The organism is Janthinobacterium darwini, from assembly GCF_051380905.1.
Taxonomy (GTDB): Bacteria; Pseudomonadota; Gammaproteobacteria; order Burkholderiales; family Burkholderiaceae_D; genus Janthinobacterium.
This window is the reverse complement of the sequence record NZ_JBNYXX010000002.1, coordinates 1-20,820: the sequence shown is the minus strand read 5'-3', so window position 1 is coordinate 20,820 and position 20,820 is coordinate 1. Positions and strand designations below refer to the sequence as shown.

The 20,820-nt window shown below is 62.9% G+C and carries 18 protein-coding genes and 1 tRNA gene; 15 read left to right on the top strand and 4 right to left on the bottom strand.

Features of this window, described 5'->3' with window-relative positions; genetic code table 11:
- The first annotated feature begins 40 nt into the window (after window positions 1-40).
- The 6 genes from ACQ4WZ_RS15535 to ACQ4WZ_RS15510 all read left to right on the top strand — a co-directional run bounded on the left by ACQ4WZ_RS15535 (window position 41) and on the right by ACQ4WZ_RS15510 (window position 6,900).
- The gene (locus ACQ4WZ_RS15535) at window positions 41-604 is read left to right on the top strand and encodes a GbsR/MarR family transcriptional regulator (RefSeq protein ID WP_436573914.1); all 564 of its coding nucleotides are present in this window, start codon (window positions 41-43) and stop codon (window positions 602-604) included.
- Window positions 601-1,245 (top strand): DUF4166 domain-containing protein, encoded by a 645-nt coding sequence (locus tag ACQ4WZ_RS15530; RefSeq protein ID WP_436573913.1) that lies wholly within the window; start codon window positions 601-603, stop codon window positions 1,243-1,245. The genes ACQ4WZ_RS15535 and ACQ4WZ_RS15530 overlap by 4 nt, the downstream gene beginning before the upstream one ends.
- On the top strand, window positions 1,242-2,705 hold the full coding sequence (locus ACQ4WZ_RS15525; protein WP_436573912.1) for a TIGR01777 family oxidoreductase: 1,464 nt from the start codon (window positions 1,242-1,244) through the stop codon (window positions 2,703-2,705). Before ACQ4WZ_RS15530 ends, ACQ4WZ_RS15525 begins: the two co-directional genes overlap by 4 nt.
- A gap of 34 nt (window positions 2,706-2,739) precedes the next feature.
- Entirely contained in the window at window positions 2,740-4,128 is a 1,389-nt protein-coding gene (locus tag ACQ4WZ_RS15520; protein WP_133989395.1) for an ethanolamine ammonia-lyase subunit EutB, read from the top strand.
- Window positions 4,129-4,199: 71 nt separating this feature from the next.
- On the top strand, window positions 4,200-5,642 hold the full coding sequence (locus tag ACQ4WZ_RS15515) for a pyridoxal phosphate-dependent decarboxylase family protein (RefSeq protein ID WP_436573911.1): 1,443 nt from the start codon (window positions 4,200-4,202) through the stop codon (window positions 5,640-5,642).
- A 13-nt stretch (window positions 5,643-5,655) separates the two neighbouring features.
- The gene (locus tag ACQ4WZ_RS15510; RefSeq protein WP_436573910.1) at window positions 5,656-6,900 is read left to right on the top strand and encodes an ATP-grasp domain-containing protein; all 1,245 of its coding nucleotides are present in this window, start codon (window positions 5,656-5,658) and stop codon (window positions 6,898-6,900) included.
- Here ACQ4WZ_RS15510 and ACQ4WZ_RS15505 read toward each other — a convergent pair whose 3' ends face one another.
- Entirely contained in the window at window positions 6,901-7,836 is a 936-nt protein-coding gene (locus tag ACQ4WZ_RS15505; RefSeq protein ID WP_436573909.1) for a hypothetical protein, read from the bottom strand.
- Between the two features lie 83 nt (window positions 7,837-7,919).
- Between ACQ4WZ_RS15505 and eutC the strand changes: the two genes are divergently transcribed.
- On the top strand, window positions 7,920-8,708 hold the full coding sequence (gene eutC, locus ACQ4WZ_RS15500; RefSeq protein WP_436573908.1) for an ethanolamine ammonia-lyase subunit EutC: 789 nt from the start codon (window positions 7,920-7,922) through the stop codon (window positions 8,706-8,708).
- On the opposite strand, the gene tsaD is transcribed toward eutC, so the two are convergent.
- Window positions 8,709-9,749 (bottom strand): tRNA (adenosine(37)-N6)-threonylcarbamoyltransferase complex transferase subunit TsaD, encoded by a 1,041-nt coding sequence (tsaD, locus tag ACQ4WZ_RS15495; protein WP_133989403.1) that lies wholly within the window; start codon window positions 9,747-9,749, stop codon window positions 8,709-8,711. It abuts the gene before it with no gap.
- A 210-nt stretch (window positions 9,750-9,959) separates the two neighbouring features.
- On the opposite strand from tsaD, the gene ACQ4WZ_RS15490 reads away from it, so the two are divergent.
- The gene (locus ACQ4WZ_RS15490) at window positions 9,960-10,367 is read left to right on the top strand and encodes a nitrite reductase (NAD(P)H) small subunit (protein ID WP_101482664.1); all 408 of its coding nucleotides are present in this window, start codon (window positions 9,960-9,962) and stop codon (window positions 10,365-10,367) included.
- 83 nt (window positions 10,368-10,450) lie between these two features.
- On the opposite strand, the gene ACQ4WZ_RS15485 is transcribed toward ACQ4WZ_RS15490, so the two are convergent.
- Together ACQ4WZ_RS15485 and ACQ4WZ_RS15480 are read right to left on the bottom strand one after the other, a co-directional pair.
- Entirely contained in the window at window positions 10,451-11,512 is a 1,062-nt protein-coding gene (locus tag ACQ4WZ_RS15485) for a 3-deoxy-7-phosphoheptulonate synthase (protein WP_101482663.1), read from the bottom strand.
- 150 nt (window positions 11,513-11,662) lie between these two features.
- Window positions 11,663-12,340 carry a hypothetical protein gene (locus tag ACQ4WZ_RS15480; RefSeq protein ID WP_436573907.1) on the bottom strand — a complete coding sequence of 226 codons (678 nt, stop codon included), beginning with the start codon at window positions 12,338-12,340 and terminating at the stop codon, window positions 11,663-11,665.
- A 157-nt stretch (window positions 12,341-12,497) separates the two neighbouring features.
- On the opposite strand from ACQ4WZ_RS15480, the gene ybiB reads away from it, so the two are divergent.
- From ybiB to ACQ4WZ_RS15445, 7 genes are all read left to right on the top strand, one after another.
- Window positions 12,498-13,490 (top strand): DNA-binding protein YbiB, encoded by a 993-nt coding sequence (ybiB, locus tag ACQ4WZ_RS15475; RefSeq protein WP_436573906.1) that lies wholly within the window; start codon window positions 12,498-12,500, stop codon window positions 13,488-13,490.
- Window positions 13,491-13,546: 56 nt separating this feature from the next.
- Entirely contained in the window at window positions 13,547-14,761 is a 1,215-nt protein-coding gene (locus ACQ4WZ_RS15470; RefSeq protein ID WP_133989409.1) for a BaiN/RdsA family NAD(P)/FAD-dependent oxidoreductase, read from the top strand.
- Between the two features lie 183 nt (window positions 14,762-14,944).
- Window positions 14,945-15,157, top strand: a complete 213-nt coding sequence (gene rpsU / locus ACQ4WZ_RS15465) for a 30S ribosomal protein S21 (protein ID WP_008451879.1) — start codon at window positions 14,945-14,947, stop codon at window positions 15,155-15,157.
- Between the two features lie 320 nt (window positions 15,158-15,477).
- The gene (locus ACQ4WZ_RS15460; RefSeq protein WP_034746974.1) at window positions 15,478-15,930 is read left to right on the top strand and encodes a GatB/YqeY domain-containing protein; all 453 of its coding nucleotides are present in this window, start codon (window positions 15,478-15,480) and stop codon (window positions 15,928-15,930) included.
- A gap of 129 nt (window positions 15,931-16,059) precedes the next feature.
- On the top strand, window positions 16,060-17,856 hold the full coding sequence (dnaG, locus tag ACQ4WZ_RS15455; protein ID WP_101482659.1) for a DNA primase: 1,797 nt from the start codon (window positions 16,060-16,062) through the stop codon (window positions 17,854-17,856).
- Window positions 17,857-18,320: 464 nt separating this feature from the next.
- The gene (gene rpoD / locus ACQ4WZ_RS15450) at window positions 18,321-20,561 is read left to right on the top strand and encodes an RNA polymerase sigma factor RpoD (RefSeq protein ID WP_101482658.1); all 2,241 of its coding nucleotides are present in this window, start codon (window positions 18,321-18,323) and stop codon (window positions 20,559-20,561) included.
- 108 nt (window positions 20,562-20,669) lie between these two features.
- A tRNA-Ile gene (locus ACQ4WZ_RS15445) sits at window positions 20,670-20,748 on the top strand.
- The last annotated feature ends 72 nt before the right edge of the window (window positions 20,749-20,820 follow it).

The following is a 20,820-nucleotide window of genomic DNA, read 5'->3' as shown; positions in this document are numbered from 1 at the left end:
CCGTCTTACATTTCTGTAACGACAGAAATAAGAGAAAATCATGGAACTGAGTCCCACCACGCAAAAGTACATTCTCCATTGGGGGGAAATGGGCACCCGCTGGGGCGTCAACCGCACGGTGGCGCAAATCCACGCGCTGCTGTTCCTGGCCAACGAACCGCTGACGGCGGAAGACATCGCGGCCAGCCTGAACTTGGCCCGTTCGAATGTCAGCAACAGCCTGAAGGAATTGCAAAGCTGGGGCCTGGTGCGCATCACGCATGTATTGAAAGACCGGCGCGACCATTTCGTCGCCCTGCAGGATGTGTGGGAAATCTTCCGGGTCATCATGGAGGAGCGCAAGCGGCGCGAGATCGATCCCACCCTGACGGTGCTGCGCGAGTGCGCGATCGAGGGCGAGCACGATGCGGCCATTCCGCCGGCCACCCTGGAACGCATGGGCGAAGTGCTGGCCTTCCTGGAAATGCTCAGCAGCACTTACAGCGACTATAAAAACCTGCCGCCGGCCACCCTGCAGCGCATGCTCTCCATGGGCGGCAAGGTGGCCAAGTTCCTCAGTCCGGACGACAAGCCGGCGAAATCGAAAAAGCCGGGCAAGTCATGAACGGGCCTTCCGAAGGAGAACTGTTCAGGAAGGTGATGGGCGAGCAGTGGCTCTCCCTGCATCCGGACATCCGCCGCCGCTTCGAGAAAAATCCAGCGCCGGGCCAGCCCCTGTATTACCAGGGCGAACTCAGTGAACTCACCAGTTCGCGCCTGGGCAAGGTGCTGGGATGGCTGACGCGTCCCTTCATCGATGGCGCGCTGATTCCGTACGACGACCACGACTTCCCCGTCGATATCGAAGTCTATTCACGTCCCGGCTGCCCCTTCATCTTCAAGCAGCGCACCTACCGTCTGCACGGGCGCGCGCCCATCCGCTTCACGTCCTACATGGCGGAAAGCGCACAGGGCGAAGTGCTCGAATACGTGGGTATGGGGCTGGGCATGAAGCTGGTGCTGCATGTCGAAGAAGGCAACCTGCACTTCACCAGCGATGGTTATTTTCTCGATCTTTTCGGCTGGCGGATGCCACTTCCCGGGGTGCTCACGCCAGGCAGGACCTATCTCTGCCACCGCAACGACACGCCGCAGCAGTTCAACATCCGCATCGAAATCCGCCATGCCCTGTTCGGCACCACCTTCACCCAGGTCGGCGTGTTCCGCGAAAGCGCGGCGCCCACCCTTCACAAGGACACACCATGAATACGCATCTGCTGGCCCTGCAACTGATGGCGGCGCAAGGCTGCCTGGGCGCCTTCGACACCATCTATCACCATGAAATCACGGAAGCGCTGCCGCAAAAGGCCTCGGCGCGCCTGGAATTGACCATCCATGCCACGCGTGCGCTGATCTACAGCCTGCTGTTCGTCGGCCTGGCCGCCTGGGAATGGCATGGCGCCTGGGCCTGGGTACTGGTGATCGTGTTTGGCGTGGAAATCGTGCTGACCCTGTGGGACTTCGTCGTGGAAGACCAGACCCGCCTCTTGCCCGCCACGGAGCGGGTCACGCACACGGTGCTGGCGATCAACGCGGGCGCCTTCATCGCCCTGCTGGCCCTGAACAGCAGCCAGTGGGCGAGCCTGCCGACGGCCCTCGTGTGGCAGCCTTATGGCTGGCTCAGCGTCTTCCTGGCCCTGTGTGGCGTGGGCGTGGGCCTGTCCGGCCTGCGCGACGCGTATGCCGTGTGGCAGTTGGGCCGGCGCAAGGTACAGGAGACGGCAGAGCAAGAGGAACACCTGAGCTTTGCCGCCGCGCCACAGTCCGTGCTGGTGACGGGCGCCACGGGTTTCATCGGCCAGCAGTTGGTCAGCGCCCTGCTGGCCGACGGCCACGCGGTGACGGTGCTGACACGCCAGCCGAAGCAGGCCGCGTGGACCTTCGACGGCAAGCTGCGCTGCATCCAGTCGCTGAACGAATTATCGGACGCGCAGCGCATCGATATGGTGGTCAACCTGGCCGGCGCGCGCATCGTCGGGAAGCGTTGGACGGACGCGCGCAAGGCGGCCCTGCGCCGCAGCCGTGTGGTGCTGACGCAGGACCTGGTGGCGTGGATCGCCCGCGCGCAGCACAAGCCGAGGGTGCTGCTGTCCGCGTCGGCCATCGGTTACTACGGCGTGCAGCCGCAGGGCGACGCGACGGAATTGACGGAGGAGAGCGCGCCGCAAGCCATCTTCATGTCGCAGCTGTGCCAGGAATGGGAAGCGGCCGCGCGCCAGGCGGAGAAATTTGGCGTGCAGTTGGGCTGCATGCGCTTTGGCCTCGTCTTCGGCCACCAGGGTTCGCTGCCGCAGATGCTCTTGCCGATCCGCTTCGGCGTGGGTGGCCCGCTCGGCAGCGGCAAGCAATGGGTATCGTGGGTGCATGTGCGCGACGTGATCCGCGGTGTCGCTTACCTGGCGCGCCGCAGCGAACAAGGCGCGGTGAGCGGCGCGTACAACTTCTGCGCGCCGGAAGCCATCGAGCAGCGCCGCTTCGCCCAGGTGGCGGGCGCGGTACTGCACCGGCCCAGCTTCATGCCCACGCCGGCCTTCGCCATGCGCGCCTTGCTGGGCGAGCAGGCCGACTTGCTGGTGGAAGGTCAAAGGGTCGCACCGCGCCGTTTGCTGGCCGACGGCTTTGTCTTCCGCTATCCACAGCTGGAAGGGGCGCTGCGCAGCCTGTAGCCTGGCGTAGAATGGGGCATGGAGGAACCGAACCATGCCCCGCTTCAGTCATACGATAGACAAGCATACCTATGCGTTCGCCAGCCTGAAGGAGCTGCTGGCAAAGGCCACGCCGCCCCGTTCGGGCGATGTGCTTGCCGGCGTGGCGGCATCGAGCGCGCGGGAGCGGGTGGCGGCGCAACTGGCGCTGGCGGAGGTGCCGTTATCGCTGTTCCTCAACGAGGTGCTGGTGCCGTATGAAGATGATGAAGTCACGCGCCTGATCATCGACTCGCATGCGCGCGCCGCCTTTGCGCCGATTTCTCACCTTTGCGTGGGCGACTTTCGCGACTGGCTGCTCGATGACGCGACGGATACGGCGCTACTGTCCCGGATCGCCGCCGGCATCACGCCGGAAATGGCGGCGGCCGTCTCGAAACTCATGCGCTTGCAGGACCTGGTACTGGTGGCCCGCAAGTGCCAGGTCGTCACGGCCTTTCGCAATACGCTGGGCCTGGAAAACCGCTTGTCCACGCGGCTGCAGCCGAACCACCCGACGGACGACGCCACGGGCATTGCCGCCTCCATCCTCGATGGCCTGCAGCTGGGCAGCGGCGACGCCGTGATCGGCATCAATCCCGCCACAGATAATGTGGCGCAGGTGGTCTCGCTGCTGCACTTGCTCGACGCCGTCATCGACCAGTATCAAATACCCACCCAGTCCTGCGTGCTCACGCACATCACCAACACCCTCGAGGCGATACGCCGCGGCGCACCCGTCGACCTGGTGTTTCAGTCGGTGGCGGGCACGCAGGCGGCCAACCGCAGCTTCGGCATCGACCTGGCGCTGCTGGCCGAGGGGCAGGCGGCGGCCCTGTCGCTGGGACGCGGCACGGTGGGCAACAATGTCATGTATTTCGAGACGGGGCAGGGCAGTGCCCTGTCGGCCGGGGCCCACCACGGCATGGACCAGCAAACGTGCGAGGCGCGCGCGTATGCTGTGGCGCGCGCGTATCAGCCGCTGCTGGTCAATTCTGTGGTGGGTTTCATCGGCCCCGAATATCTGTATGACGGCAAGCAGATCATGCGTGCGGGGCTGGAAGACCATTTCTGCGCCAAGCTGCTGGGGCTGCCCATGGGCTGCGACGTGTGCTACACCAACCACGCGGAAGCGGACCAGGATGACATGGATGCCTTGCTGACCATGCTGGGCGTGGCCGGCTGCAATTTTGTCATGGGCGTGCCGGGCGCGGACGACATCATGCTTGGCTACCAGAGCACCTCGTTCCACGATGCCCTGTATGCGCGCCGCGTGCTGGGCTTGCGTCCCGCACCCGAATTCGAGGCCTGGCTGGCGCACATGCAGATCACCGATGCGCAGGGCCGGCTGAAGTGGGTGCTGGCGCACGCCTTCCAGGCGGCGCTGGGGCGGCTGCCGGCGTAAAACGGCGCAAATTGACGCCCCGGGCGGGTGCGCCGGTGCGATAATCGGCGATCTCCCCATTCGACGCTATCATGCTGCCACCCGACCCCGATTCCCTCGATCCGCACGACTGGGATGCGTTTCGCGCGCAAAGCCATCGCATGCTCGACGACATGCTCGACTACGCACAGCGAATTCGCCAGCGGCCTGTTTGGCAGGCGGCGCCGGACAGCGCCCGCGCGGCATTCGCGCAACCGTTGCCGCGCGCACCGGGCGAGCTCGGTGAGGCCCACGCCAGTTTCATGCAGGATGTGCTGCCCTACGCCGTAGGCAATGTGCATCCCGGTTTCATGGGCTGGGTGCATGGCGGCGGCACGCCCGTGGGCATGCTGGCCGAGATGCTGGCGGCCGGCCTGAATGCGAATGTAGGCGGGCGTAACCAGATGCCGGTGGAAGTGGAGCGCCAGATTACCCGCTGGATGGCCGAACTGTTCGGCTTTCCCGAGTCGGCCAGCGGCGTGTTCGTCACGGGTACCTCGATGGCCAACTTGATGGGCGTGCTGGTGGCGCGCACGCAGGCGCTGGGCATGGAGGCCCGCCAGCATGGCTTGCAGGGCGCGCCGCTGGTGGCGTACACCTCGGCCGCCGCGCATGGCTGCATCGCGCAGGCGATGGACCTGTCCGGGCTGGGCACGGCTGCCTTGCGCCGCATTGCCGTCAACGAGCGGCAGCAGATCGACGTCGCCGCCCTGGCGCAGACCATCGCGCGTGACCGCGCGGCGGGCCTGCGTCCCTTCTTTATCGCTGGCACGGCCGGCACCGTGGACACGGGCGCCATCGACGATTTATCGGCGCTGGCGGCATTGGCCAGGCACGAACAGCTGTGGTTCCACGTCGATGGCGCCTATGGGGCACTGGGCATGCTTTCGCCTCAGGTAGCGCCCCTGCTGGCTGGCATTGAACTGGCAGACTCGCTGGCGTTTGATTTTCACAAGTGGGGGCAAGTGCCGTATGACGCGGGCTTTTTGCTGGTGCGTGACGGCACGCGGCATATGGCGGCGTTTGCCGCTCCGGCGGCCTATCTGCGGCGCGAAACGCGTGGGCTGGCGGGTGGCTCGCCCTGGCCCTGCGATTTCGGCCCCGACCTGTCGCGTGGCTTCCGTGCGCTGAAAACCTGGTTCACTTTCAAGGTACACGGCGCCGAACGCATGGGCGCTGCCATCGCGCACACCTGTGTGCTGGCGCGCTACCTGGCCGAGCAGATAGCGGCCACACCGGAGCTGGAATTGCTGGCGCCCGTGACCCTGAACATCGTCTGCTTCCGCCACCGTGGCGTCGCCGATGGTGACAGCGATGCCTTCAATGGCGAGATCGTCGCCGACTTGCACGAGTCTGGCATTGCGGCGCCATCGACTACCACCATCGGCGGGCAGCTGGCCATCCGCGCCGCCATCGTCAATCACCGTACGCGCACCGAGGATATCGATGCGCTGCTGGCGGGCGTGCTGCGCTTCGGCGCCGCGCGCCTGTCCTGAAAGGAAAGCCAATATGAACGATTTGCTGCTGCACGCTGCCACGCCATATGCGCCGCTGATCGGCCTGGCGCCCCTGATGCGCCTTGCCTTTCTGCAGGAAGACCTGGCGCCGCTGGGCGAAGCGCTGCTGGCGCGCGCGCAAGCGTATCCCGATGACGCGCACGCCTGCCTGGATTTTTCCACCGTGCTGCAATTGAAGGGCGAGCGCGAGATGGCGCTGGCCGTGCAGGCGCAGGCGATCGACTTGCAGCAGCTGTATGCGCTGCCCGCGCAAGCGCCGCAATCTGGCCCTGGCATCCGCGTGCTGGTACTGATGGGGCCAGGCGACCTGATGTCGAATACGCCCATTGAGTTTCTCGTCGAGCAGTCCGACGTGGCGCTCGACCTGCTGTACCTGACGCTGGAAGGCCCCTTGCCGGAAGAAGTGCCGGATCACGACGTGCTGCTGGTGGGCGTGGCCGAGTCGGACGCCAACCAGCCCTTGCTGGCGCTGCTGGCGCAATTCGTGGCGGACTGGCCACGCCCGGTCATCAACCTGCCCCAGCATATCGCACATACCTCGCGCGATGGCCTGTGTGGGAAGCTGCAGGATTTTCCCGGTGTGGCCATGCCACGCACGGTGCGCATCGCGCGCGCGGAGCTGGCGGCGCTAGCTGCGGGGGAATTGCCGCTCGATGCCGTGCTGCCCGGCGACGCCTTTCCCCTGATCGTGCGGCCCCTCGGTTCGCACGCGGGCCACGACCTGGAAAAGATGGAGCACGCCAGCGACTTGCACGCCTATCTGCAGGCCGTCGACGCGCCACTCTTTTACATCGCCCGCTTTGTCGACTACCGCAGCGAGGATGGCCAGTTCCGAAAGTACCGCATCGTGCTGATCGACGGCTTGCCGTACATCTGCCACTACGCCGTGTCCTCGCACTGGATGATTCATTACCTGAACGCGGGCATGGAGGAAAGCGCGGCCAAGCGCGCCGAGGAGGCCCGGTGCATGGCGCATTTTGACGAGGAATTTGCGCGGCGTCATGCGGCTGCCTTGTGTGCCATCAATGCACGCATGGGCATGCCTTATCTGGGCATCGATTGCGCCGAAACGCGTGACGGTGAATTGCTGGTGTTCGAAGCAGACAACGCCATGATCGTACACGCCATGGATGCCGAAGTCCTGTATCCATACAAGCGTCCGGTCATGCAGAGGGTCTTTATGGCGTTTCGCGCCATGCTGGCGCGGGCAGCTGCCGGTGATTGCGCCGCTAACTGATTACTTGCCCAATAACTGCTTCAGCAGCCGGCGCTTGGCCGTGCTGCGTTCTGTTTTCCAGTAGCCGTCGAACTGCAGCAGCAGGGCGTTATTGTGAAAAATGCGGATGTGCTGGGGCTGGCCCAGCATGACGGCGTGCACATAGCTGGCGAAAGATTCGGCAAAGTCTTCATGCATGCTGGTGGCCGCATACAGGGTGGCGAAGTTCGTGCCCTGCAGCTGCGCATACGCGTCGCGCATCTGGCTGGCGGCCAGGCGCGGCGCCTGGTAATACACGACGTCTGCGCGCAGGGAGAAATCGTTGCCTGGCAGGGGCACGACCTGCAGTGCTGGCGTGATCTGCCAGGTCAGCGGCAGGTAGTGGTAGTCGTGCGCGCTGCGCATAGCCTGCGCGGCGTTCCACCATTCGGGCAGCAAGCCCCGGCCGGCGGCCAGCACATGGCCGAATTCGTGCAGCAGCAAGTATTGCAGTGCGCGCTGGCGGTTGTCGTCCTCGGGTGCGGCGATCTGCGCTTCAAGGCGATAACCATCTTGCGGCGTGAAGGGCGTGTTCTCCTTCCACGTGGCCCAGGCATTGGCCGTGCGCGCCTCGAACGCTTCCACGTCGAGCGCCACCACTACGCCCAGGATCACGCCCTCGCTACTGACGACGATGTCGCTGATGGCCGAGGAACCCAGCTGTCGCGCAAAGCCCACTCCCAGCAGCACGCCGTCGAGCAGCGCCTGCACGGAGGCCGGCATGGTGGCCATGGCCGCGCGCACGTCGGCATGGAAATCAGCGTCTACCTGCTTGGAAGTGGGCTGCGCGGCGATGCCGGTGGAGGCATTGACTTGCGCCACATGGGCGATGACTTCATCCTGGGCGGGCCCAAGGCGCTCGAGCAAAGGCAAATCGTACAGCTGGTCCCACTGTGCGGCATCGGCGGCAACAATCATGGCGTTCCTGGCGTGGTGAGTGACGGTGATAAACTGGAATTGCGGCGCAGTGTAGCAAGGATACGCGCTTGCAGGGAGGCTGTATGGCTAAAACGGATATTGGTGTCGGTAGTGACTGGCAAGCCTTGCGCCGGCATACGGTCGCGCGCATCGCGCTGGGACGCTGCGGCGTCAGCGTGCCGACCCGCGCGCAACTGGCGTTCCAGCTGGCCCACGCCCAGGCGCGCGATGCCGTGCATCTGGCGCTCGATGGCGAGGCACTGGCACGCGCCTTGGCCGCGCAAGGGCAAGACTGCGTGCAGCTGCATAGCGCCGCCGCCACGCGTGCCATCTACCTGCAGCGGCCTGACCTGGGGCGCCGGCTCGATGACGTTTCACGCGCGCGGCTGGTAGGTGGCTCCAAGGGAGTAGACCTGGCGCTGGTGGCGGCAGATGGCCTGTCGGCGCTGGCCGTGCAGCGCCACGCGGCGCCATTTCTGGCCGCCTTGCGCGAACGGCTGGCGATGGAGGCGTGGACGCTGTCGCCGCTGCATATCGTGGCGCAGGGGCGGGTGGCCATCGGCGACGAGGTGGGGCAATTGCTGCAAGCGAAGGCTGTGCTGGTGCTGATCGGCGAGCGGCCGGGCCTGAGTTCCCCGGACAGCTTGGGCCTGTACCTGACGTGGGCCCCAAAAGTAGGCTTGCTGGACGAGCGCCGCAACTGCATCTCGAACGTGCGCCCCGAGGGGCTGGCGTATGCGCCGGCCGCGTACCGGCTGCACTACCTGCTGTCGCAGGCATTCAGCCGGCAATTGTCGGGCGTGGACTTGAAGGATGAAACGGTGGAAGAGGGCGCGGCCCTGGCGGGCGCGCGCAACTTCCTGCTGGAGTGATCAGACTTCGCGGATTTCGTCCAGCGGCCAGCGCGGGCGCACATTGAACGAATAATCGTGCTTGGCGGCGTCGGGATTGATTTGCAGGCGCATGGCGCCGGCGAAGGCGATCATGGCGCCGTTATCGGTACAGAATTCCAGCTCCGGGTAATACACCTTGAAGCGCTTCTTGGCGGCGGCCGCGTTGAGCGAAGCGCGCAGCTGTGCGTTGGCGCCCACGCCGCCGGCGATTACCAGGCGTTTCAAGCCCGTGTGCTTGAGGGCGGACACGCATTTGGCCGTCAGCACGTCGACGATGGCGTCGACGAAGCCGCGCGCGATATTCGCCTTGTCCTGATCGCAGATATTCGCGATGACTTTTTCTTCATGGTTCTTCACCACCGTCAGCACGGCCGTTTTCAAACCGGAGAAACTGAAATTGAAGTCCTTCGAGTGCAGCATCGGGCGCGGCAGTTTATACGCCAGCGGGTCACCGAATTCGGCCAGGCGCGAAATGGCGGGGCCGCCCGGATAACCGAGGCCCAGCAGCTTGGCCGACTTGTCGAATGCCTCGCCGGCCGCATCATCGAGTGTTTCGCCCAGCATGGTGTACTGGCCCACGCCATCGACGCGCATCAGCTGCGTGTGGCCGCCCGACACCAGCAGCGCGATGAAGGGGAATTCCGGCGGCTCGGACGCCAGCAGCGGCGACAGCAGATGGCCCTCCAGGTGGTGGATGCCGAGCACCGGCTTGTTGATGGCCAGGCCCAGGCTGCAGGCAACGGAGGAACCCACCAGCAGCGCGCCGGCAAGACCCGGGCCTTGCGTGTAGGCGATGGCGTCGATTTCGGGCAGGCTGATGCCAGCCTTGGCCAAGGTCTCTTCCAGCAGCGGGATGGCGCGGCGGATATGGTCGCGCGACGCCAGTTCCGGCACCACGCCGCCATATTGCTCGTGCATGGCTACTTGCGAATAGAGGGCGTGCGACAGCAGGCCGCGTTGCGTGTCGTACAAGGCCAGGCCGGTTTCGTCACAGGAGGATTCGACGCCAAGAACAATCATGAAGGTGTTAAATAGGGAGGAGTAATCCGCCATTGTAAAGGAAAGCCGGGCAGTCCACCGTGCGGCCGGCGCACCATTTCGGCGGCAGTGTGCACTTGCGCAGTGCGCCGCAGTGGCGTTTTGCCTGGTATTTCGCCCTTCTTGCGCCTGTACCGGCACTGGCACCGCTTTTGCTTAGGCAAGCGTGTGCCTTTTTCACGGGAGTTCGCGATGCCAGAACAATGGAAAATGATTTGCCGCCTGAAGGATATGCCGCTGGCGGGTGCGCGCATGGTGCAGCGGGGCCTTGCGTGGCAGGATTTGCCGGGCGTGGCGCTGTTCCGCACGGCTGATGATACGGTGTACGCGCTGCTCGATACGGTGCCTTGCCTGGGTGGCCCGCTGGCGCACGGGGTGCTGATGGAGAAAAACCTGATGGGGCCGAAGAACAGCTGGATCATCGAGCTCGATTCGGGCCGCCTGGTGGCGCCCGTGCAGGGCATGGCGCGCCTGTACGCCGTGCGCATCATGGACGGGCGTATCTACCTGGACGTCAATGAACTGAATATCCCGGCCAGCAAGGCGGAACAGGCGCTGGCCGGGTCGTACGCCGTGCTGCCGCATGTGCAGATGGCATAGGTATATGGGGTCAGACCCACAATGCCGCTAGCGCAAGGGTCAGCGCCAACGTGGTCGGGGGTCTGACCCCGGCACTTTGCTGCTTACTTGGGACGGTTCAGCAGATGCGCATGCGCGTCGCGCAGCATGGTGGCCGTCGTATCCCAGTCGATGCAGCCGTCGGTGACGGAGCAGCCGTAGGTCAGTTGCGACAGGTCTTGCGGAATCTTCTGGTTGCCGCTGACGATGTTCGATTCGATCATCACGCCCACCAGCGAGTGGTTGCCCTGGCGGATCTGGTTGACCACGTCGGCCATCACCAGCGGTTGCAGTTCCGGCTTTTTATAGCTGTTCGCATGCGAGCAGTCGACGACCAGGTTGGCCGGCAGCTTGGCCTTGGCCAGTGCCTGCTCGGCGATGGCGATCGAGACCGAATCGTAGTTCGGGCGGCCGTCGCCGCCGCGCAGTACCACGTGGCCATACGCATTGCCGCGCGTGCGCACGATGGCGACGTTGCCTTCGGCGTTAATGCCCAGGAAGGAGTGCGGATGCGCCGACGACAAGATCGCGTTGACCGCGATGCTGATGTCGCCATCGGTACCGTTCTTGAAGCCCACCGGTGTCGACAGGCCGGACGACATTTCGCGGTGCGTCTGCGATTCCGTGGTGCGTGCGCCGATGGCGGTCCAGGCGATCAGGTCGCCCAGGTATTGCGGCGAGATGGGGTCCAGCGCTTCGGTGGCGGTGGGCAGGCCCAGTTCGCACACGTCGAGCAGGAACTGGCGCGCCTTTTCCATGCCTTCGTTGACCTTGAACGAGTCGTCCATATACGGGTCGTTGATATAGCCTTTCCAGCCCGTGGTGGTACGCGGTTTTTCGAAATACACGCGCATCACCAGCAGCATCGTATCTTTGACTTCCTCTTGCAACGCTTTCAGGCGGCGCGCGTAATCGAGGCCGGCGACGGGGTCGTGGATGGAGCACGGACCGACGACGACGAACAGGCGCTGGTCCTTGCGGTCGATGATGTTGCGCAGCGCTTCGCGGCCGCGGCTGACGGTGTCGAAGGCGCTCTCCGACAGGGGCAGCTTGGCGTGCAGTTCTGCCGGTGTCGGCATGGGCGCGAAGGAGGTGACGTTGATATTTTCGATGTCTGGCGTATTCATGATTCTGGCTCGGCTTTCGCTATTGCGTTCTTTAAGAGGCAATAGTGTAGCGGAAATGCGGCCTGGCGGCGGGGATGAGGCCAAAACGGGAATGCATGAGTTGTTTTTATGGCAGGGCCGGCACGCCGCCGGCCCCTTGCTCCCGGGCGCTCAATGGCCGCCGGCCAGGCTGGCGCCAAAGCTGTAGCGGGCGATGCGCTGGTAGTTGCCGGCCAGCTCGGGTGGCCGGGGCAGGCCGGGATGGCGCCGCACATGCTCGAGTATCGCCGTTTCATGCTGGCGTATCTGCGCGTCCAGGCAGGCAACCTGCTGGCGCAACAGGGCGTGCAGCGCATGCTGGCCCGCCTGCAGATGGGCATCGAGGCGCGCCGACTCCTGCTTGCGCACGCCTTCGATGGCGTGCAGGCGGCGCAGCCACAGGCGCAGCTCCACGTAGGCAGGCGATGGCGGCGTCCAGTGCGCGGGGCGCCTGTCCTCGCAGTAGTTGGCCAGCACCACGGCGCTGCGCCCCGCGTCCTCGGGCAAGCGTTGGCCGCGTATATATTCTTCCAGTTGCGAGGGCTGGGCATCGCAGACCAGCATGCCCATGTCCGCCAGCACGCGGGCAGGAACCTCGCTGTACGGCATGTCGAGGCGCATGCAGACGCGCAAGCCCATGATGGTGACGTCGTTCCTTTGCAGCCAGCTGCGCAGCCAGCGGTAGCCGGCCATGTCGTTTTCCAACACCTTGCACAGTACTTCGCCGCCCGAGAGCAGCACGGCTTTCAGCAGCAGCTTGCTCGTTTCGATGCCGACGAAGGCCGTTTCCTGTTTGATCGCGTGTTCCATGATGAGTCCTCCCGTGCAGTCTTATACGTAGCAGCGGCGCGTACGGATGCAGACGCGATGCAAATTCGTAAAAAAATAGATTGGAAGACTGTTGCATTGGCGCCTAAGCCATCCGCCAGCCCGTCTGCACGGGGAAAAATCCGTGTAAGCTGGCGCCATGACGACTGTTTCCATACCCCATACTGACGTGGCCGGTGAGCCATTCCCCGCTGCACGTTTCATCAAAGAAATAGGACGCGGCAAGAACGGCGCGCGCAGCATGACGCGCATGGATGCCCGCGCCCTGTACCGCGCCATGCTCGAGGGCCGCGTGTCGGACCTGGAGCTGGGCGGCATTTTGTTATCGATGCGCATCAAGGGCGAATCTGTGGATGAGATCGCCGGTTTCCTCGACGCGGCTGAAGCGTCGTTCGTACCCCTTGCCGCGCCGGCAGGTGAATTTGCTCCGATCATCATTCCCAGCTACAACGGCGCGCGCAAGATGGCCAATCTGACGGCCTTGCTGGCGCTGCTGCTGGCGCGCGCGGGCGCACCCGTGCTCGTGCATGGTGTCACCAGCGACCCTGGTCGCATCACCACGGCCGAAGTGCTGGCCGCGCTGGGCGTGCCGGCCTCGCCGGATCATGCGCAAGCCGAGGCCGCCATGGCGCGCGGGGAAGCGGCCTTCCTGCCCATAGCGTCACTGGCACCGCGCCTGGCACACATGCTGTCGCTGCGGCGCGTGCTGGGCGTGCGCAATTCCACGCATACCCTGGTGAAAATCATGCAGCCCTTCGCCGGGCCCGCCCTGCGCCTGGTGTCGTACACGCACCCGGAATACCTGGAAATGCTCGGTGAATATTTCCTGACTGCCTCTGATCCTGCGCGCGGCGACGCTTTCCTGATGCGCGGTACGGAAGGCGAGACGGTGGCCAACGCCAACAAGGCGCAGCAGATCGACTGGTTCCATGGTGCTGAACGCACGGTGCTGGTGGAAAAGCAGGCGCTGGTGGAAGAGTTGCCGCATTTGCCGGCCGAGCGCGATGCGGCCACCACGGCTGCCTGGATCGCTGCCGTGCTGCGCGGCGAGGTGCCCGTGCCGCCGTCGATCGCCGAGCAGGTGGAGCAATGCCTGATGGCATCGCGGGAGATTGCAGCACGGCCGCGCTAGCTGCGTCGCCGCAGTTTACAATGGCGTCTTTGTAATCAGCGGTGACCGGAATTCTTATGGCAAAACAATTTGATGTGGCAGTGATCGGCGCGGGCGCGGCCGGCATGATGTGTGCGGCTGTTGCCGCCCAGCAAGGCAAGCGCGTGGTGTTGATCGATCACGCAGCCAAGCTGGCCGAAAAGATCCGCATCTCGGGCGGCGGGCGGTGCAATTTCACCAACATTAACGCCACCCCGCAAAATTTCCTCTCGGAAAATCCGCATTTCTGCAAAAGCGCGCTGTCACGCTACACGCCGCAGGATTTCCTCGCGCTGGTGAAAAAATACCGCATCGGCTACCACGAGAAGCACAAGGGCCAGCAATTCTGCAATGAATCGGCCGAGCAGATCATCGACATGCTCAAAGACGAGTGCGCCGCTGGCGGCGTGCACTGGCGCATGCCGTGCAAGATTGAAAATGTTGTCCAGCAAGATGATGGCGGCTTCGTGCTGCAGACCGATAGCGGCGACATCGAGACGGCCAGCATCGTCATTGCCACGGGCGGCCTGTCGATCCCGAAGATCGGCGCGACGGATTTTGCCTACCGCATCGCCAAACAATTCGATTTGATGATGGTCGAACCGCGTCCGGCCCTGGTGCCGCTGACGTTCGATGCGGCCAGCTGGGCGCCGTTCGCGGAACTGTCCGGCATCGCCCTGGAAGTGGATGTGGAAACGGGCAGCCTGAAAGGCCGCAAGGCAACAGGTGCGCGTTTCCGCGAAGATTTGCTGTTCACCCACCGCGGCCTGTCCGGCCCGGCGATCCTGCAGATTTCCAGCTACTGGCTGCCGGGCACGCCCATCGTCATCAACTTGTTGCCGGAAGTAGACGTGGCGCAGACCCTCATCGAAGGCAAGGGCACCCTGAAGAAGCAGCTGGGCAATATCGTCGCGCAATGGCTGCCGCAGCGCCTGGCAGACTGCATGCTGGCCGTCAACGGCCTGGCGCCGGACGCGCGCATCGCCGACATGCCCGACGCACAGCTGCGCAAGCTGGGACTGGCCATCAATGCCTGGTCCATCGTGCCGAACGGTTCCGAAGGCTACCGCAAGGCCGAAGTGACACGCGGCGGCATCGATACGCGCGAGCTGTCGCAGCAGACCATGATGGCCAACAAGGTGCCGGGCCTGTACTTCATCGGCGAAGCGGTCGACGTGACGGGCTGGCTGGGCGGCTACAACTTCCAGTGGGCCTGGGCTTCCGGCGTGGCGGCAGGTATTGCCTTGCAGTAAGCAACTCTGTAGTATTGGGTGTTGGCGCCCGGTGCGCCGGCCCTGGTGCGTGGTTTACGCCACATTCCGGCAGCGACCGCAGGCTGCATGCCGCACGCAAGTGGGGGAGGGGCTTCCCTTTCCGAATAAAAGCTGCTACTATCTATCTCTTCCTATACACCACCTCAACGGTTTGAATTTTACATGACCACTATTCGCCTTAAAGAAAACGAGCCGTTCGAAGTCGCAATGCGTCGCTTCAAACGCACCATCGAAAAAACGGGTCTGCTGACCGAATTGCGCGCACGCGAATTCTACGAAAAGCCAACAGCTGAGCGCAAGCGCAAGCTGGCAGCTGCTGTAAAGCGTCATTACAAACGCATCCGCAGCCAACAACTGCCGAAAAAATTATTCTAAGACTGTTCAGTCAGAACCAACCCGGGTAGTTCGGCGCATTGTTCGCCACGGGTTTTGTTTTGATTCGCCTGGAGTGATACTTCAGATGAGTCGCATACCCGCTCCGGTTCGCCGCAGCGGGTTTTCGCTTTTGTGGCCGCCTGCTTGGAACGCCTAACAGAACCGTAGCGAGCTGCAGTGAGTTGCGGCTGAGAAGCGCAGCTGTGCGAATGCGCAGTGAGCATCGGAGGCCGCAAATCGCGACGCGCAGTAGCTTATGTTAGGTGCTCTTAGTCTGCGCGCACGAGCATCGAGCCCAACTTACCAACACGAGGATTGCCATGAGCTTAAAAGAACAAATTACCGAAGACATGAAAAACGCCATGCGCGCCAAGGAAGCGGGCAAGCTGGGCACGATTCGCCTGTTGCTGGCGGAAATCAAGCGCAAGGAAGTCGACGAGCGCATCGAATTGACGGATGCCCATGTGACTGCCATCGTGGAAAAGATGATCAAGCAGCGCAAGGATTCGATCACCCAGTTCGAAGCCGGTGGCCGTGCAGACCTGGCCGACATCGAAAAAGCCGAGCTGGTGCACCTGACGGGCTATATGCCTGCCGGTCTGTCGGACGAAGAAGTGGCGGCCGAAGTGGCTGCCGCCGTGGCCGCCTCGGGCGCCGCCGGTCCGCAAGACATGGGCAAGGTGATGGCCATCGTCAAGCCTAAGCTGGCGGGCCGCGCCGATATGACCGTGGTGTCCGCGCTGGTCAAGAAAGCCTTGACGCCAGCAGCGTAAGCATACAATAGTAGTAATCGGCTGCCGGCCCATGCTGGCAGCCGCTCAATCGCCCACACGTTGACCTGGCTCAACCTCAGGCCACGTGCGGTAGTATAGTTTGACCTATAACAAGACCCGCCCTAGCCAGTGATACCTCAATCCTTCATTTCCGATTTGCTCAACCGTGTCGATATCGTCGATGTCGTGGGCCGCTATGTGCAGCTGAAAAAAGGTGGTGCCAATTTCATGGGCTTGTGCCCGTTCCACAGTGAAAAATCGCCCAGCTTTACCGTCAGCCCCACCAAGCAGTTCTATCACTGCTTCGGCTGTGGCGCGCATGGCACCTCGATCGGCTTCCTGATCGAGTACTCGGGCATGGGCTTTGTCGACGCCGTCAAGGACCTGGCGCAGAATGTGGGCATGGTCGTGCCGGAAGCGGATGACAAGATTCCGCCGGCCCAGCGCGCCCAGATCCAGGCGCAAAGCATGGCCCTGTCTGATGCCATGACGCAGGCCTGCGACTATTACCGTGGCCAGTTGCGCCACGCGCCCGAAGCCATCGCCTACCTGAAGAACCGGGGCTTGACGGGCGAAGTGGCCGCTCGCTTCGGCATGGGTTTTGCGCCCGGCGGCTGGGATAATTTACGCTCCGTCTTCCCCGATTACGACGTGGTAGCCCTGGCCGAGGCAGGTCTCGTGATCGACAAGGTCGATGAAGAGGGGAATAACCGCAAGCGTTACGACCGATTCCGCGAACGCATCATGTTTCCGATTCGCAATACCAAAGGCCAGGTTATCGCCTTTGGCGGCCGTGTCCTCGACCATGGCGAACCGAAATACCTGAACTCGCCGGAAACCCCCTTGTTTTCCAAGGGTTTCGAACTATATGGCTTGTTCGAGGCGCGCCAGGCCATCCGCGACGCCGGCTACGTGCTGGTGACCGAAGGCTATATGGACGTGGTGGCGCTGGCGCAGATGGGTTTCCCGCAGGCGGTGGCCACCCTGGGCACGGCGTGCACACCCACCCACGTGCAAAAACTGCTGCGCCAGACCGATAACGTGATTTTCAGTTTCGACGGCGACAAGGCAGGCCGCCGCGCCGCCCGCCGCGCGCTGGAGGCCAGCCTGGCCCACGTGTCGGACAATAAAACGATCAAATTCCTGTTCTTGCCGTCGGAACATGATCCGGACAGCTATATCCGTGAATTTGGCGCCGAAGGTTTTGAGCAACAAGTGCATGAAGCCATGCCGCTGTCGCAATTTTTGCTGAAAGAAGTGTCGGGCGAGCATGATCTGTCCGAGCCGGAAGGGCGCGCCCGCGTGCAGTTCGACGCGAAGCCCCTGCTGCAGCTGATGGCGCCGTCGTCCTTGCGCCTGCAGATCGTGCGGGGACTTGCGCAGCTGACGCAGTCCACCCCGGCCGAGATCGAAGCCCTGTTCGAGCTGGCCAAGCCCGTTGCCGTGGCGCGACGCGCGCCGCCGAAATCGGGTCGCCCCGTTCCAGTAGGGCTGGAATTGAAGATCATGCGCATGCTGGTGGCGCATCCGCCCTTGACCATGCGCATCGACGAAGCGGCCCTGACCGCCTTCCAGCACCTGGGACCGGACGCAGCCCACAGCCTGGGGCAGCTGGTGGCCGTGGGCCAGGCGCTGGGCGAGCATGGCAGTTTCGCCGCCTTGGCGCAGCAGTTGAAGGAGTTGGGCAGCGAATATGATGAGATCATCGGCGAGATCGCGGCCGGCACGGAATCCGATTACGACAGCGAATTGTCGTGGCTGGTGAGCACCATCCGCGAGATCAAATTGAATGCCTTGAAGGCGGAATTGCAGCAATTGTTTGCGTCGGGTTTGCCATCGGAGAAAATTGGTGTACGCTACCGCGAAATCATGCAGGAGCAAGGCGATCTGGAGCGTGAGCGCGATGCCGAGTTATTGAATCGCTAATCTTGCTCTGAGGGTATGGCGCGCACTGGAAAAACATTTTTCGCGTGCTATAATTAAATGCTAAGTATTGTGTGCTTTGGCAAGCTAGTTCTGTTTCGTAAATAGTATTTGTTTTCAGTAAGTTAGGCTCTTGATCGGCGCGGTGGATCGTGTCGGCAGCCAGGGCCAACTGGCGTTTTCAGCGTTGCGGGCAAGGCTCGCGGACGCTGGCAAGCCGCGCCAGGCTCTTGCTCCCAACGCGGTCGATGCAGGAATTTTTGCCGAGGCGGCTGGCAACAGCCGGTGGACAGGAATTGCTGCGCTTCCCGCGGATCGTGGCCGATGAGGTGTAAGTAACGTAACAGTGTCGAATTTGCGTTGTCGGCAGGTTCGAAGATGGTGGTTCCCGCAGGTAGACAGGGAACTGGCAGCAAACTTTATCCTAATCCACCGTAAAGCAAGTCGTTGTGTAATCGAAAGCGCCTGTGCCAATCAAGAAACCCGAATCCAAAGCGGCTGTAAAGCCCACTAAAGTTACCACGAAAGCCGAAAAGGCGCTCGACCGGCCAGAAGCGCGCATCACCAGCGCGCCCGTGGTCAGCCAGACCACCGACGCCGCCACACTGGCGGCCATCGATACGTCCGGCTATGTCTTGCCGTCGGTAAAAGTGCCAGGCCGCCGCGGCCGTAAGCCAAAAGAATTCCAGCCAGAAAATGATGAAGTCGCCGCCCTGAACGCCGTCGAGCGGGCCGAACTGAAAGCCGTCGACAAGGCCAAGGCCAAAGACCGCAAGGCGAAGGAGCGCGCGCTGTTGAAGGACGCGTTCTCGTCCGACACGGAAGCGAGCGAGGAAGAACTCGAGCGTCGGCGCCAGAAACTCAAGACCCTGATCAAGTTCGGCAAGGAACGCGGTTTCCTCACCTATGCGGAAATCAACGATCACTTGCCCGAAAATATCGTCGATCCGGAAGCCATCGAAGGCATCATCGGTACCTTCAATGACATGGGCATCGCCGTCTACGAGCACGCGCCCGATGCGGAAACCTTGTTGTTGTCCGATAACGTTGCCGTTGTCACTAGTGACGATGAGGCGGAAGCGGCGGCCGAGGCCGCATTGTCGACCGTCGACTCCGATTTCGGCCGTACCACCGACCCCGTGCGCATGTATATGCGCGAGATGGGCTCGGTCGAGTTGCTGACGCGTGAAGGCGAGATCGAGATTGCCAAGCGTATCGAAGATGGCTTGAAAGACATGATCCAGGCCATTTCGGCCTGTCCCGTGACGATCGCCGAAATCATCGCCGCCGCCGACCGCATCGCCAACGAAGAGATCAAGATCGACGAAATCGTCGACGGCCTCGTCGATGAAAACGAGCCGGTTGCCACCGCTCCTGTCGTGGCCGCTCCCGTCGAAGAAGACGAGGAAGAGGGCGAAGCGGAAGAAGAGGAAGTCGAGGAAGAGGAAGAGGCGAGCGCTTCCGGCGCGGCCGGCTTCTCGGCCGAGCAGCTGGAAACCCTGAAACGCACGGCGCTGGAAAAATTTGCCGTCATTTCGCAGCAATTCGACAAGATGCGCCGCGCCTTCGAGAAAGAAGGCTACAACTCCAAGCCTTACGCCAAGGCACAGGAAGCCATTTCGCAAGAATTGCTGGGCATCCGCTTCACGGCCAAGGTGGTGGAAAAGCTGTGCGACACCCTGCGCGGCCAGGTCGATGAAGTGCGCCATATCGAGAAGCAGATTCTCGACGTGGCCGTGAACCGCTGCGGCATGCCGCGCGCCCACTTCATCAAGGTCTTCCCGGGCAATGAAACCAACCTGGACTGGGTCGATGGCGAAGTCAACGCAGGACACGCGTACAGCGCCATCCTGGGCCGCAACATTCCGACCGTCAAGGAACTGCAGCAGCGCCTGATCGACCTGCAGGCGCGCGTCGTATTGCCGCTGCCGGACTTGCGCAATATCAACCGCCAGATGGCGGCCGGTGAAATGAAGGCGCGCAAGGCCAAGCGTGAAATGACGGAGGCCAACTTGCGTTTGGTCATTTCGATCGCCAAGAAGTATACGAACCGCGGCCTGCAATTCCTCGATTTGATCCAGGAAGGCAATATTGGCCTGATGAAGGCCGTCGACAAGTTCGAGTACCGCCGCGGCTACAAGTTCTCGACCTATGCGACCTGGTGGATCCGCCAGGCCATCACGCGCTCGATCGCCGACCAGGCGCGCACGATCCGTATTCCCGTGCACATGATTGAGACGATCAACAAGATGAACCGGATTTCCCGCCAGATCCTGCAGGAAACGGGCGCAGAACCCGATCCGGCCACCCTGGCGATCAAGATGGAGATGCCCGAGGACAAGATCCGCAAGATCATGAAAATCGCCAAGGAACCGATCTCGATGGAAACGCCGATCGGCGACGACGACGATTCCCACCTGGGCGACTTCATCGAGGACAACAACACCCTGGCGCCGGCCGACGCAGCCCTGCACGCGTCCATGCGCGGCGTGGTCAAGGACGTGCTCGATTCCCTGACCCCACGCGAAGCGAAAGTGCTGCGCATGCGTTTCGGCATCGAGATGTCCACCGACCACACCCTGGAAGAAGTGGGCAAGCAATTTGACGTGACGCGCGAGCGCATTCGCCAGATCGAAGCCAAGGCGCTGCGCAAGCTGCGCCACCCATCGCGCTCCGACAAGCTGAAAAGCTTCTTGGAAGGCAACTAGAAGCCAATAGGGCTTGACGTGCGCCCTTGATACCCCTATCCTCGCGTGTCCGTTTCCATAACGGCCGCGCGAGGCGGGCATCAACAGCGCCGCCACGCCGCAGTCCCCGGGCCTCTAGCTCATGCTTGGTTAGAGCAGCGGACTCATAATCCGTTGGTGCCGTGTTCGACTCACGGGAGGCCCACCATTTTTACGTAGCTGCTCATGGGCAGCTATGATCCGCACTACTTCGTCTGCAGGGACGCCCGACTCTTCAATG